The 13,966-nt window shown below is 47.2% G+C and carries 18 protein-coding genes and 1 pseudogene; 1 reads left to right on the top strand and 18 read right to left on the bottom strand.

Features of this window, described 5'->3' with window-relative positions:
• On the bottom strand, positions 1–381 hold a 381-nt coding region (locus WG904_RS19540; RefSeq protein WP_339581038.1), incomplete at its 3' end, for a transposase.
• Positions 382–522: 141 nt separating this feature from the next.
• On the opposite strand from WG904_RS19540, the gene WG904_RS19535 reads away from it, so the two are divergent.
• Positions 523–936 (top strand): VOC family protein, encoded by a 414-nt coding sequence (locus tag WG904_RS19535; RefSeq protein ID WP_339581040.1) that lies wholly within the window; start codon positions 523–525, stop codon positions 934–936.
• Here the strand turns inward: WG904_RS19535 and WG904_RS19530 are convergent.
• The 17 genes and pseudogenes from WG904_RS19530 to WG904_RS19450 form a co-directional block, all read right to left on the bottom strand.
• Positions 933–1,151, bottom strand: coding sequence for a GDCCVxC domain-containing (seleno)protein (locus WG904_RS19530; protein WP_339581037.1), 219 nt, complete (start codon positions 1,149–1,151; stop codon positions 933–935). The two genes, WG904_RS19535 and WG904_RS19530, sit on opposite strands and share 4 nt — an antisense overlap.
• 10 nt (positions 1,152–1,161) lie before the next feature.
• On the bottom strand, positions 1,162–1,767 hold the full coding sequence (gene merTP, locus WG904_RS19525; RefSeq protein ID WP_339581036.1) for a mercuric transport protein MerTP: 606 nt from the start codon (positions 1,765–1,767) through the stop codon (positions 1,162–1,164).
• Entirely contained in the window at positions 1,764–2,054 is a 291-nt protein-coding gene (locus WG904_RS19520) for an ArsR/SmtB family transcription factor (protein ID WP_431844440.1), read from the bottom strand. Before WG904_RS19520 ends, merTP begins: the two co-directional genes overlap by 4 nt.
• Before the next feature lie 242 nt (positions 2,055–2,296).
• Positions 2,297–2,395, bottom strand: a pseudogene (locus WG904_RS19515) (histone H1); the annotation flags it as partial.
• A 74-nt stretch (positions 2,396–2,469) separates the two neighbouring features.
• Positions 2,470–4,383, bottom strand: a complete 1,914-nt coding sequence (locus WG904_RS19510) for a hypothetical protein (protein ID WP_339581035.1) — start codon at positions 4,381–4,383, stop codon at positions 2,470–2,472.
• Positions 4,383–5,438 carry a conjugative transposon protein TraM gene (traM, locus tag WG904_RS19505; RefSeq protein WP_339581034.1) on the bottom strand — a complete coding sequence of 352 codons (1,056 nt, stop codon included), beginning with the start codon at positions 5,436–5,438 and terminating at the stop codon, positions 4,383–4,385. Before traM ends, WG904_RS19510 begins: the two co-directional genes overlap by 1 nt.
• Before the next feature lie 36 nt (positions 5,439–5,474).
• Positions 5,475–5,717 (bottom strand): hypothetical protein, encoded by a 243-nt coding sequence (locus WG904_RS19500; protein WP_339581033.1) that lies wholly within the window; start codon positions 5,715–5,717, stop codon positions 5,475–5,477.
• Positions 5,718–5,720: 3 nt separating this feature from the next.
• The gene (gene traK, locus WG904_RS19495) at positions 5,721–6,332 is read right to left on the bottom strand and encodes a conjugative transposon protein TraK (RefSeq protein ID WP_339581032.1); all 612 of its coding nucleotides are present in this window, start codon (positions 6,330–6,332) and stop codon (positions 5,721–5,723) included.
• A gap of 169 nt (positions 6,333–6,501) precedes the next feature.
• On the bottom strand, positions 6,502–7,641 hold the full coding sequence (gene traJ / locus WG904_RS19490) for a conjugative transposon protein TraJ (protein ID WP_339581031.1): 1,140 nt from the start codon (positions 7,639–7,641) through the stop codon (positions 6,502–6,504).
• A gap of 13 nt (positions 7,642–7,654) precedes the next feature.
• Positions 7,655–8,287: a TerB family tellurite resistance protein gene (locus tag WG904_RS19485; protein WP_339581030.1), complete on the bottom strand. Its 633-nt coding sequence runs from the start codon at positions 8,285–8,287 to the stop codon at positions 7,655–7,657.
• Positions 8,274–8,942, bottom strand: coding sequence for a hypothetical protein (locus tag WG904_RS19480; RefSeq protein WP_339581029.1), 669 nt, complete (start codon positions 8,940–8,942; stop codon positions 8,274–8,276). Before WG904_RS19480 ends, WG904_RS19485 begins: the two co-directional genes overlap by 14 nt.
• On the bottom strand, positions 8,926–9,639 hold the full coding sequence (locus WG904_RS19475) for a conjugal transfer protein TraI (RefSeq protein WP_339581028.1): 714 nt from the start codon (positions 9,637–9,639) through the stop codon (positions 8,926–8,928). Before WG904_RS19475 ends, WG904_RS19480 begins: the two co-directional genes overlap by 17 nt.
• A gap of 55 nt (positions 9,640–9,694) precedes the next feature.
• Positions 9,695–10,066 (bottom strand): hypothetical protein, encoded by a 372-nt coding sequence (locus tag WG904_RS19470; protein WP_339581027.1) that lies wholly within the window; start codon positions 10,064–10,066, stop codon positions 9,695–9,697.
• 113 nt (positions 10,067–10,179) lie between these two features.
• On the bottom strand, positions 10,180–12,630 hold the full coding sequence (locus WG904_RS19465; RefSeq protein ID WP_431844439.1) for a TraG family conjugative transposon ATPase: 2,451 nt from the start codon (positions 12,628–12,630) through the stop codon (positions 10,180–10,182).
• Between the two features lies 1 nt (position 12,631).
• Positions 12,632–12,967, bottom strand: coding sequence for a DUF4133 domain-containing protein (locus WG904_RS19460; protein ID WP_339581025.1), 336 nt, complete (start codon positions 12,965–12,967; stop codon positions 12,632–12,634).
• A 15-nt stretch (positions 12,968–12,982) separates the two neighbouring features.
• The gene (locus WG904_RS19455; RefSeq protein ID WP_339581024.1) at positions 12,983–13,360 is read right to left on the bottom strand and encodes a DUF4134 domain-containing protein; all 378 of its coding nucleotides are present in this window, start codon (positions 13,358–13,360) and stop codon (positions 12,983–12,985) included.
• A gap of 29 nt (positions 13,361–13,389) precedes the next feature.
• Positions 13,390–13,938: a hypothetical protein gene (locus tag WG904_RS19450; RefSeq protein WP_339581023.1), complete on the bottom strand. Its 549-nt coding sequence runs from the start codon at positions 13,936–13,938 to the stop codon at positions 13,390–13,392.
• Positions 13,939–13,966 lie beyond the last annotated feature (28 nt).

Raw genomic sequence — 13,966 nt, 5'->3', positions numbered from 1 at the left:
TTTAAGTACCTGCTTGAATAGTTTCTCAAAAAGTTCCATGCCATAAAGTTGCCTAGTCCTGCTCAAAGTGGAATGCCAAGGCAATTCCTCATCTAGGTCATAACCCAGAAAAAACATAATGTCCATTCTCATTCTCGATGTGCTGATGATCTTTCTGTCGCTGGAAAGGTTTTCAAGGTAGCCGACAAGCATCAGCTTCATGAATACAACGGGATCGATACTTTTCTGGCCTTCGCTGCCATAATATTTAGCAGTTGCCCTGTAAACAAAGTTGAGATCCAGTGTATCGTTTAAACGTCGATAGAAATTATCTGCGGGTATATGGTCTGAAAGTTGAAAGCTTATGAAAAGCCTTTCCTGATAGTTCTTCTTGCCTTGCATAAGCAAATATACAAATTAATAATCTGATTATCAATTATTTATGATATACATGTGATTATTTACAGGTAAAAAAGTTCAGTGCTTTTTAAGAATAAAAATCACTAATTTTAGTGCTGGTTATCATTGAACAAACTTATTATGATCAGATTTAAGAACACCATACCTGCCCTTCCAGTGGTCAGCATCAAAAAAGCAGTTGAATTCTATAAATCAAAAATGGGCTTCCATGCACGTCATCAGGAGGATAGTTTTGCCATATTGGTAAGGGGCGAAGTGGAGATCCATCTCTGGCAGGCGTGCGACAAGAGCTGGAAATATAGGAGCTTTGCACTTTTTTTAAGGCCGATATGGTCGGGAGCGGAAACGTTCCTGGCGGGAACGGCAAGTTGCAGGGTTGAAGTCGAGGGGATTGATGAACTCTACCTGGAATATAAAGCCCAGGGTGTACTCCATAGCGAAGATACGGTAGTAGAGGAACAATATTGGGGACATCGTGACCTGGCTACCCTAGACCTTCACGGCAACCTGATTACCTTTTACGAAATCGTTAGCTAGCCACAGCACGATGTTCCTTGCTGGATAGGAGGACATTTTACTGTTCCGTAGCTACAGAATACACAGCAGTCTCCCTTGAGCGGTTTCAATATAGTTTTACAATTTTCACACTCGTAGAAGAACTGGCACGAGGTGGTCGGCATCTCTTCTTTTTTTACAAAGTTGCATGCTGGGCAGGTGAGCGTAGATATGGATATGATTGCTGTTGTAGCCATGTTTTTGATCTTAGTTTATAATGTTATTCCTGTAACCTATCTGCCTGATTTTCTTGCTGATGCTGTCCGTTGAAATACTATCTGGATCATAGCTGACCTCGGTCATTGCCTTTTCGAAAGAGGTCATCGATCGGGATATTCCACTTATTCCTTTTAGTCCCCCATCAATGTGGCTGGTGCAGCCTGCACAGCTCATGCCCTGTATGGAAAGCCTTGCCGTAGCTAGTCTTTTTTGGGATTGCCCAACGGTTACAGCTGCAACTGGTTTTGCATACAGCAAATCTGAATAATAGGGAAAGGTGATCAACAGGCCAGATATCACGGTCACGATCAAAAGGAAACCTTTTGAGTTCATAAAGCCCTTTGCTTCTTCCTCACATCCGCATTCAGCCTTCTTTATTGCCTTTTTTTGCAGCATATTGTACCATGCTAACCCAAATAAGACTATGGTCAGTGCAATGATATACGGACGGTAGGGTTCGGCCCAACTGAAATAGGTTGCTGATGAGCCCCCTACACCTCCAATAATTGCGAACATGGGTAAAATGCAACAAAGTGAGGCCATTGCTGCCGCCACAAGTCCTGCTATCCAGCTATTTTTGATTTTGCCTTTCATAACTGTGCATTTGTTAACGAGTTTTCAAGCCTGATGAACAGGGGCTGGAGCAGTTCCAAGCACGCGACATTGATGGAATAGAAAATCGTCTGCCCCGATTTCCTCGGTCCGATCATTCCTCCGTCCCTCAATTTGCGAAGGTGCTGTGAGATTGCGGGAATGGTCATATCCAATATGTCACTCAGGTCGCAGGGGCATAGTTCGCCTTCCCTGTGCAAAAGGAAAAGCATCTTTAACCTTACCTCATTTCCGGTAAGGGCCAACGATCCGGATAAATCTGAGAACATAACGTTTCTCTCCTTGAGGACTTCCCTACAATTACTAATCTGCCCTTGGTCCGCGAAAATTCGTTTGCAACTTTCCATGTTTTAAATAAAATTCAAATATATGTATTTAAGCAATTACTTAAATAATGAATCTCAAATAAAATAAAAATGCGGCAACAGGATAGGTTGCCGCATTTGAAAATATTAAAAACGGAAGATTTATCTAACGTGAATTAAGAAATTGTAGTTGTGCAACAGCCACTTACACGCGTACCGGCAGCAGCATTGGCCTTATCATAAAACTTTTCCGCATCGGCCTCTATAGAAGAAACCAGTTCCTTGATCTTTTTGAAATTTTCCATTTTGAATTTGATTAGTTGAACAATAGTTTGATTTGAAAGATTAAAATTAGCAAAAGCAGCGAAATAAGCAAGTGCTAGACTGAAAGTCCCTCTTCCTGCTCCTTGCCTTTCTTCACGGTTCTTTCTTTCCCAACACCTACCTCTGCAATCTTCTCCTCTTTGGCAACGTTCTCGCGCTTGATCGACTTACCTTCCAGCGAATACATGTTCACCTGTTTGAACTCGGGTACGGCCACAACCAAAATAGTTTCCTTCTTCCCATTCACCTCCACCGTAGCCGGCGCCATATCACCGTTCTTCAGTGCTGCCTCGAACACCTCACGCGCCTTGGCATCCTTCAGCTCTACAAGGTCATACCTGTCAAGTACCGCAGAAAGGTCATACCCGTAGCCTTCGCTAAAGGTCTTCACATGGAAATTGCCACCTCGGTCACGAACATCAAAGTCGAGCTTTGCCCAGGCGGTATATTCGTTCTTCTGTACGTTGAGCATGTCCTCGCGGTACACCGAACGGCCGGAAAGCAGGTTCAGTGCCTGCGAGAGCGTAAACCCGTTTCCCTTTTCCAGATAGATTGTCTGTCCAGGCGCAGGGTTTTTCAGGGTCTTATAGAACTCCTTGTCCACGTCGATGATCTTTCCATCGGCCATTGTCGCCAGCTCCTTTGATGAACCAAGGTCAGCACCGGCATAGATCTGCGCTGCACCGCGGATGTCCTTGGAGGCTTCCAGCCTTGCATTGAATTCCTTTACCGCTAGGCTAGGCATCTCAAAGGTCTTTACGATCGCATCCTCTCCCTGGCGCTGTGAGGTCACAAAATACTTCTCTCCCGGGGCAAGCGGTGGCTGCACCTCTTTGACCACATCAAACTTGTTGAAGTAATAATACTCCGAACTCCTGGACTGGTTAAAGTGCAGCGCCAGCTCCACCCTTCCCTTGTCCGTTTGCAGCTCGTCATACAAAATAAACCTCGGCTCGTTCGCAGCCATTTTTGCTTCCATCTGGCCGATCAGGTTCTCACTGAACCCAAGTCTCACCATTTCCTCTTTCAGATTCTCCAAATTTTTAGCTTCCATAATCGCTTTTTTTAAATTGTCATTTTCATAGGCCTCCCTGGCCGTTAACTTCATATCATTGACATCGCGGATCATATCCACCGCCCTTTCCACCTTTACCGTATAGGGAAACTGGATAGGATGATAGAGCTGGTACTTTAACTCCGGATGCACGATATACATCGACTGTTCTACTTCCTTTCCGACCGGATAACCCTGGCAAAGGCCCGATAAGATCTTGCAGCGCTGCTCAAAGCCCTCCTCTGGAAATTCGTGGGTCCACAGCAGAAAATCGATGCACCTAGAGCCCATGGCGTTGACCGATAGTTCCCCATCTCCTACAAATGGCCCTGATCCGAGCTCAGCCCCGATGGTCCGCTTGAAATCCTCCTCAAGCGCTATCACTTCTGCCACATAGTGCTCTGCAATCAGCTCTGTTCCCAGCAGCTTTGGGACCAGGATGGCATACTCCGGGATGCGGAATGCGCCTTTAAATTCGGTCCGGTAAAGCTCCATACCGATGTGGAACCTGCCTATCCTTCGCTCAAGGGAAATATCGCCCCACCTTTCTCCCAGCTCTTCCAGATGCTGCTCGATGACCGGGATCCGCATGCCAATCCGCTCCAGGTCGGAATAAATGTCTCCGCCATCTAGCCCCATCTTACCATAATCTGCAACTACCACTACTTCCCCACCTTCCCTTTCTAGGCTCCTTTCCAGCTGGGTTCGGAACGGGCCCAGTTCCTCGATCCTTGCGAACTCGATATTTAGTGCAGTATCTCCTGCCTGGGCAATCGAACTTGCGGTCTCAAAATCAGATGCCGAATAATTGTCCAGCCCCTCTGGATAGACTACAAACCGGCTTCCGTATCCTGCCGCTGTTGAAAGTTCACTGGCCAGCTCCATCAGCTCATTCCTAGCAATCCAGATCGCCATTATTTTTCGGGCCTATTGTTCCTGAGCAGCACCTTCTCTCCAGCCTTCAGCTTCACCCTTACCACCCGCACTTTGCGGGAAAAAAGGGACTTTGCCGCATCAATCCCTGCACCTGCCACCTGTCCGCCAATTCCATCCAGACCATACACCGAAATCCCGCCCACTGCATCCACCGCACCGCCCGAGGCCACATCGCCGAACACTGCATCTTTTGCCTCTAGCCCCGGCATTCCGTCCATGCCGTACATCGTTAGCTCCACTGGAATGATCAGTTCCTTCAGCCGAATGCTTTTGATATCCAGCAACAGCCGCTGGTTGACAAGGCGACACAGCCCAAATACCTCGTGCCCTTTTGGAATGACCACATTCTTCAGCACCACTGAATCCAAAAGACGTAGCCGAATGGTTGATCCCTGCACCGCTTTTCCGCTTGAAGCGATTTCTGCAGGTACGGCCAGAAATTCTTTTTCTGCCCCATCGCCATAGATTTTTGCAACTACCTTCTGTTGGGCACGGCCAGGATTTTGGATATCCAGCAGTTTTTCCAGCATGGCATTCATCTGCTCCATCTCCGGATCGGCTCCCATGTCCTGTTTCATGGACTTCATCAGCATTTCCAGCCTATCGACATCTCCGGAGATGTTTCCATTAGAATTTTTTTGGGCTTGGCTTGAAGCAGAGCTCTTGGCACCGCCCATAGTCACAGATTCAGGTGGTGAATTGATCTCCTTGTTGAGCGCTGCCAGCTTTGTATTGATCTCGGCGGTCTTCGCGTCTTCCGCACCATTGAAGCCCATCTTCCCCGCAAGACCAGAGATGCCATTTGAACCTGAAGTATCCTTTTCACCCTTTGCATAAAAGCCCATCTTGTCGACTGGTTCCTCGGACTTAAAGTTCGCATCGGGAAGTGCCGTGTTTATTCCCTTGGATGACGCAACAGCATCTCCACTACCTCTACCTCCCCCGCCAGCATAGAATGCCAATGCCAGAAAAGGCATGACAAGCAGCGGCAATACCAAAAGGATTTTCCTCTTGTCCCTTGTTCTTGTTTCCATAAAATTTGAATTTTGATTGTTAAAAAATCGAGTTGATTAAATCTTAAATAGTGCGCTATACACCAGATAGCCACAATAAAAAGCAAAGCCTAGAAGCAGAGCCCCTAACAGAATCTTCACTTTAACAATTCCCATCTTTTGGGCCATGGCATTCAGCTTCGCTGCTGTGCTTCGTTGCACCGCCAATATTCTTTCTGCTATTTTTATTGCAGTTCTTTCCTGGGGCGGAGCCAAAGGCTTTGCCTCCTTTCTCCTGCCGAATAGATTTCTGATTCCCATCACTTAAGGCTTTACGACATCCTGGTTCAGTACCGTTTCCCACCTTTGGATCAGGAAGCCGTGGGGATTATTGTCCGAGCGGGAAACATTCCTCAGATACCCTTGCGTGACCAGTTTCCTAGAAACCGTCGAAGTGGACCTGACCAAAACCTGCGTCGCATAGCATTTGAAACTGAAGGGCTCCTGCGCCATATCTAAAAGGACAGAATCGACCGTAATGCTCTGCGAGACATTTGCCGATATCAGATTGGTAAAATAGCCCTGCTCCTTCAGGTTATCGTATGTCCTTTTTGCCGAACCATCGGCCAGGTACAAAGCCTTTCCGATATTGGATGCAATTACCTTTTCATCGGGGTCAAGCGTAAAGAACCAATAATGGAACATCTTCACATGGTCGCGGATCTCAACGGCCACATTGTCCTTTCTTTCCGCGGAAAACGCCTCTAAAGCCTTTCCATTGGCCAGGATGTAGACCTTTCCTGTAATCTCGCGCACCATCGCAAAACTTTTCCAGATCGCAAATCCAGACACCAGTACGCAGGCCACGATCAGAAAGAGCGAAAACCTTTTGATGTGCGAGAAGGCGGTATCTATATTTCTAAATTGTGTAAACATGATTGAAAATCATCTAATGAATAATCTGTTATTTGTTAGGGCGCTTTAATTTGGGGCTTTGGCAAAAGGCTCCGCTTTTAGCAAAGCCCAAAAAATTAGCTTATTTGCCACTTAGCCTGTCTCGCTGATGAGCTGAACCACCACTATTTCCATCTGGGAAATAATCACCCTACGAAGCGCCCGCATAGCCCTGCGACATTAACCTTGGTCCATTCCCCAGTGCATCCGCTGCCATGCCCATACCTGCTGAACCGGCATTTGCTACAGTTCTTGAAGAACTTGACACGATCATATTGGTCTTTTGAAGGATCGTATTCCCACCTCCCGCATGCACGATATAGTTTGCCACCGTTGGCACGCAGAAGTATGCTACGATCCCTATCACCATAAAAATGAGGTAAGCAACATCACTGGAAGAAAAGAAAGTTTCCCCTTCAGCCCCTATCTGGGAGATATCCAGTTTCAACATATTCTCCTGGATCTTCCCCAAGATGCTCCCAAGGATATTGGCAATCGGCAACCACATAAAAATGTTCACGTACCGGGCTATCCAGACCGTCAGGCTCTGCTGAAACCCATCGAACACCGCAAACCCGAATACCAGTGGACCCAGAATGGTCAATACGATCAGAATGAAAGTCCGAACCACATTGATGCACAGCGCCGCTGCCGCATAAAGCACTTCCAGCACCTCTGCCATCCACTGCTTGATCGAGTTTCTAAAATTATAGCCCTGCTTTTCCATAAAAAAGCTCATGTCATTGGATACCGACTCCAGCATGCCCTCGCCCGAACCGTCCGGGTCATCCGGGTGTGTATATTTGTACCAGTGCTCACGATCACCATTGCCGTCCTCTCCCACATACATCTGCCATTTTTTGGTCTTCTTCAGCGCCGCCTCCTTCTGCGCCAACAGCACCGCAATCGCCCTATTGCTATCCTTCACCATCGCACCCGTAGCCGAAACTGTCGGTTGCAGCACCCCGTTAAAGAGCGCCATCACTAGCGGGAACATCACGATCGCCATTCCCAGTGCAAACGGGCGTAACAGCGGATAAAAATCGATCGCCTCGGCCACGGCGATCTGCCGCCACACCCTGCTCCCGATATACCACAGCGCCCCAAAGCCCGCAATCCCACGCGACACGTCGATCAACCTTGAGCAGAGGGGGACCATATCCTGATAGACTTTTTCCAGTACCGGTTGCATGCCGTTCAGACTATCGCTAATTCCCTGGGCTTTGCTAAGGCTGGGCAATAGTACTGCCATCAGCATCGCCCCAACAGCCGCTAAATATTTACTTTTCATAACCTTAAAGTTTTTATTGTCCGTAATACATTTTCAGCTGCTCGATCTCCCTTTTCTCCTTTTGCTTCTGCTTGAAAAGCACCACTGCTCCCCTATTAAAATCCCGCAAAAACTCGAGCTTGTCCGAAGTATCCAAAAAGATCCGATCTATTGCCTTCAGCCTTTCCTCATCGCTCATGCGCAGTTTACTCGAAGTGATCACCATCGCCAAATCATCCAGGTTCTGCAATGAGGCATCAAACAGTGAGGAGTATACATTGCCCAGATAATCCAGTTCAAATGGATTAAAGACATCGGCACCCCGAAAGGCACGAAGCGCAGCCTTGTACTCTGAAACGATACTTTTCTGCGCCGAAATGATATCGGCCACCCTTCTGTATTTTTTCACCTCCGGAGAGACCACCATTAGCCCGTCCAGAAACACCTCGTGCAGCGAGAAATTGCCCGAAGCGATATCCTTCACTTTTTTGTACCCCTGCGAAACCACGGTGTACCCTTTTTTCATATCCGAAAGGATGTTCTTGAGCTGCGAGAGCTTCTCTACGTTCAGCATCAGGCTGGTTGCCTCATGGGACTGGGCACTAGCGCCCAGCCCAAAAAGCATCATCACCCAAACCACTAGACCGTATCTTCTAATTCTTTTCATAAAGCCTCCTCAATTCGTTAATGTCGTTCAATTCTCTTTTTTGGCTTTGCAAAAGGAGCTGTGCTTCCGTGCAGAACCATCTTGCAAAGCCAGCCTTTTCCTGCATGGAGGCATGGATCTTCTTCAGCCTGGAAAGCCTTTCCGAATCGTTCATCTCCAGATTGCCAGAGAGCACGATATCCATCAGTTCATCCAGGTCGGCATTACATTCTGTCATGACCTTTTCCTGTACAGCCCTGTAATAAAGTTGGTTTGGGGCTTGGGCCAAGGCTGAGCTTTTCAGCAAAGCCCTAAAACTGGAATTGATGTTTAATTGAAACTTGACGATTTCCTCTACCCTAAAATCCTTTCTTACCAATGAACTCACTTTTGATAAAGCGGAGATAAACGCTTCGTGCAGCTTGAACTCTCCAGAAGTAAAATCATTGATCGTTTCCAAACCTCCACTGACCAGTTTGTAACCCTTCCAGGCCTGATCGGCATAGAGCTTCAAGTAGGCGATCTGTTTAAGGAGGTATTTTTCCTGCGTTTTCTTTTGTCGAAAGATTTCGTTATAGGTCTGGGCTTTGCAGCAAGCGGAGCTTAAGGCCAAGCCCCAAATGGAAAGTAGTGCTATTAAACAAAACCTGACGATTGATTTAATTTTCGATTCCATACAGCTCCTTTAATTTTGCTACCTCGTCCAATGATTTTGCCCTTTGAATAGAAAGCAAACTATTCTCCCTGTTGAACCTTTTCAGGTCCTGCCAGTTCTTCTCCATCGCAGCCGCTGCAGCAACGATCAGTTCCAGCCTGGCCGCATCTGACATCTGCGTCTTGAACGATCCCATAATCGAAAGGATGCCGTCCACGTTCTTTACCGATTGTTCGAGTATCCCCGAATACACCTTTTCCATTGCGTTCAGCTCATCCACGGAAAAGTGTCCCGACTTCCCGAACAGGTTCCAGGCCCACCTGTACTCGTCCACGATCTTCACCTGGACCTCGGTCAGGTCACGCAATCTTTTGTAATACACGATTGCTGACTTTACCTTCCAAAGCTCCTCATAGTACTGTCCGTACAGTTCCTTCTGCTTTTGCGTCCAGTCTGCGATCTCACCAAGCTTCAATTTTGAAAGCTGGTTTTCCAAGACCTTCTGCGCATTCTGTAGCCAGATCGTTTCGTTCTGCAAACGCTGCACTTTCAAATCCATCGCCTTGATCACTTTTTTTACCCCTGCCTTGATCACTTCCAGAAACGCCACCTGCGCGTTTGCCCCGGTAGGAAGCGACACAAATATTGTCATCGCCGAGATCGGCAGTATCACCATAAACTTTTTCATGATATTCATATTTTGTTTTTTAGTTGCCATGAAGAGCGCTATGCGGTTTTCATAGTCCCCATCATTTTCATATTGTTAATTCCAGTTAATTAATTTTTTGATACACCCTTCTTCCTACTTTCAAAGTGCCGCTGTCCGCATAGAATGTGATGATCTTTCCCTTTTTCAGTTCGGTCAAAGTTTTTGAGGCTGTGCTGTAGGCGCAGCTCCATTGATCGGTTTCATGTTCCCTTGCCCCAACCTTTCCATTGCGTATGAGATTGTAGCCGGTGCTTCGAAGTATCTGGTAATTGTTCCCCTCAATGAGCTCGACTTTCAGTGTATCACTAGCAACACTGAACTCTCCACCCGCAGAGTTTACATAAGTTCCGGGCATAAATTCCCTGATTTTATCGCTTGTGCAACTCGCTAAAGCAAGACATGAGCATAGCCATAGCAATAATTTGATTGCTTTCATTTTATTCGTTTTTCGTTAAAAATTCTGTTGATTTTTTTTGGGCGGAACAAGGGCTTTGCTTTACAAAAGTATAGCCTAAGCCAAGCCTCAACTTACCCTAATGATTTTTGATATTAGCCCGGCTTTGCCCTGATCTCATTGGCCAGAGCCGCAACCCCCTTTTGCATCGAACCGTACTTCCTGGCATACTCCATCACTCTAACCTTTTCCCTTTCCTCGGTGGCGTAGCACAAATATTCCTCAAGAGAAACCTCCGTCCTGTACACCTTGCTCATCTGCCCACCGATAGAAATGAACACTTCCTTGTACTTCCTTTTTGGATCGTTGGATTTATTCAGCGAAAGCACCTGCGCCTTTTCCTTGTCGGTCAGTCCGAGCAGTTCCTGGATCTGATCGAACTTGTTCTGGTACTTGGATTGGTCGAGCAGAATCTTACAGTCTGAATTATTGATGATCGCCTGTTTGACAATGGGAGAGGAAATGATGTCCTCTACTTCCTGGGTCACTACGATCGCCTCACCGAAATGTTTCCGAACCGTCTTGAAAAGATATTTCAGCTGCTCGGCCATTCCTTCTTTTGCTATCGCCTTCCAAGCCTCCTCACACAGAAATACCTTACGCACTCCCTTCAGTTTCCTCATCTTGGAGATGAATACCTCCATGATGATCAGCGTCACCACCGGAAAAAGTATCGGATGGTCCTTGATGTTATCCAACTCGAATACGATAAAGGGCTGGGAGAGCAGATCAAGATTCGATCTCGCATTCAACAGATAATCAAACTCACCACCCCGATAAAAAGGCGATAGCACATAAAGAAAGTTCTGGCTATCGAAATCCTTTTCCTTTACTCCCCGCTTTTCCAGCTCCTCGCCAAATCCCGCCTGCAGAAATTCGTAGAATGAATTAAAGCATGGAAACACATCCTTCCTTCCATCCAGGAATTCGAAATATAGGCTTAGTGCGTTGCTCAAGGCCACGTACTCCGACCGCCTGAAACTTTCATCATCTTTCTTCCACAGTGCCAGAAGCAGCGTCTTGATGCTCTCTTTTTTCTCGGTATCCATCACATCGCCCTCTCCCAAATAAAATGGATTAAAGGCAATCGGGTTTTCCTCCGAGTAGGTAAAGTAATAGCCTCCCATCAGCTCGCAAAGCCCGGCATAGCTATGCCCCACATCTACGATTACCACGTGCGCCCCCTGCTCGGCGTAGCTCCGCATCAGGTGGTTGGTCAAAAACGACTTGCCCGAGCCCGAAGGTCCCAATATGAACTTGTTCCGGTTTGTTGCCATCCCCAAGGCAATCGGCTCATCCGAGATATCCACATGTACCGGTCTTCCGCTCAGCCTATCGCCTAGCCTCACACCAAATGGACTAATGCTAGACCTATAATTTGATTCTAAATTGAAGAAGCAGGTAGCCTGTTCCAGAAACGTATCGAAGGTATCGTTCATCGGAAAGTCCGCCTCGTTCCCCGGAAGTCCCGCAAACCACACCTGCGCCTGCCCGTCCGTCTCCTGTTTTGCTACCGCATCCATTTGTGCCATCGCCGAGGAAACCAAATTCCGCACCTCCTTCATCTCACCCACATCCTCACTCCAGCACAAAACGTTGAAATGTGACTTCACCGGAAGCCTGCCCGAGGCGATCGCCTCGTTCAGAAAATCGTTCACCGCATCCCGAGAGATCGCATTTTCCCTTGAATAACCGCTTAAGGACTGCAGCCTCAACTTTTTCGCCTCCAATCTTTTAAGCGTAGCCCCTGCATCGCCCAAAAAGACATACTGATTATAGATATGATTGCAGTTAAGCAGCTGCCCCAAAGGCGAGGCAAACCCGACCGAGAACTTGGTCCTATCGGTTGAATACTTATCGTAGTTGATTCTACTTCCTACCATCGAAGGCAGATCTTCCACATCCGAAAGCGTAAACAGTTGGCAATGCTTATCTCCAACCCGAATTTCGTCGCGCAGGTGTATATCACGTATGACCGGAGCTTCGCCTTCACCGAGCAAAAAACAATATTTCTCTAATACGCCTGGGAAGTTGGCAGAGCCTGCCAGCTCATCATCACCCAATCTATTCAGAGCCAAAAAACCAGAGTCCTCCAGCACACGTTTGAACTGCCCAACACTATCCAAGAACTCATCAACAAGAATCTTATTTGTGGCTATGCTCGGGGCGATGCTTTTTCTTAGCACATTGCTTAAAGCAGAGCTTGAGGGTTTCCTGCCCACAGGCTTTCTGGTCAGAAAGATATAACAGCTATGGCCAAGGTATTCCCTTTCGTTAAAGAACCTTTCTGATGACCTGGAAAGAAAACTGTCCCCTGCTCCCTCAAAGTCCGCACTAAAGCTGCCCTTGGTAAACCAGTCCTGTTTATGAAAAACGCAATTTGATGGTAACAATTTGATCGCCTTTACCCATGCCTGGTGATAGGTTTCGTATTCCCTGTCCGAAAGGGTAAAGATCTCGGGCAGCTGCACCCTGAAACCCACCGTTACATCGCCCTGACGCGAAAGAATACAGCTATACTCGATCTTATAAATCGGCAGGATCATCTTACTTTCCACCATGACGCCCTCCCTTCATACCTGTAAAAACCCTTCTTGAACTGAATTTGATGTGGCTGGGCAAACCTCGCTTCGCGAAGTGCTTTGCTAGTCCATGAACGCCAAACTTTTTCGATAGCCTAAAAGTTCCGCCAAACAGGCTCGCTCCCAAACTCAGGATCAGCGGAACCACCACATAGATCGGCGTGCCCAGAATATACAATGCTGCAAACAGCACGAGCAGGAATACCAGCCCGCCCGCCAAAACTCCGATGTAGACACCCTTCAGCCCCTTGAACTCAATTGGCCTTGAAACCCCTTTATTGATCTGATATACACTTGCCATCTCTTGCCTCCTTAATCATATCCCAAAAAACGATTTCAGTACCGTGGCCACTACGACTAAAAAAATGCATGAACCGAACCAGGCTGCAGCCACCTTATTGGTATCCGGCTCCCCCGCATTCCACTTGTTGAACACCTTCACCGCCCCGATGATACCCACTACTGCTCCGATGGCATACATCAGGTCGCAACCCGTATCAAAGTAGCCCTTCACCTTGTTCGTAGCTTCCTGTATCCCAGCATTGCCATCTTGTGCAAAGCCTTTCAGTCCAGCTCCAATTAACACAATGATAATCAGTACTGTTATAATGCCAGATGATAAAATCCTACAATAATTACCCTTTTCTTTCGGCTTGGCTCCTTGGCTTTGCTTTTTTACTTTCAAAATTTTCATAATCAAATTTTTAAATACCATCACTTGAACTAATACCAGAGGTTATCGATTTCGTCCGCCGTCAGGTGAAAAGACGCACGTTCGACGATGAAACCAGTCAGAGCACCTACCGATGGATGTCCTCCCAGCGGACCATACTCCTCCTTCAGTTTTCCCAGCAGCCTGAAGAAGTCCTTCTTGTCCCCTGCCCTTTTCTCCAGCTCGGAAAAGATCTCTTTTAGCTCCTGCACTACGTCCGCTATCAGCCCGACCTGGTCATATTTCCCATCAGCATCGGAAGTTGAAAAGCTCACCTGCGCCGAGCTCTTTACCTCCACTCCCTCTGGCAACCTCGAACTCCCCATCAGCGCAGCATCCACTTCACGTTCGATCCTTTCATCACTATTTGTTCCTTTGCCAGAAGGCTGAACTTTCAACGAACCACCACCATCACGGAGCGGAACACCATCACCCGCACCACTGCCCAAAAAAGCCATCACCTCAGCCCGGTAGAACACCAGACCTACAAAGACATACCAAACCAGATTGAGCACGACCATAGCGATCAGAAACTGCCCCCAAGAAAATTGCTGTAACATAAACCAGAAAATAAAACCCTCAGGCCCC

This window comes from Pedobacter anseongensis (assembly GCF_037482965.1).
GTDB classification, from domain to species: Bacteria; Bacteroidota; Bacteroidia; order Sphingobacteriales; family Sphingobacteriaceae; genus Pedobacter; species Pedobacter anseongensis.
Note: the sequence above shows the minus strand (reverse complement) of the source record. Positions and strands in the feature narration are given on the sequence as shown.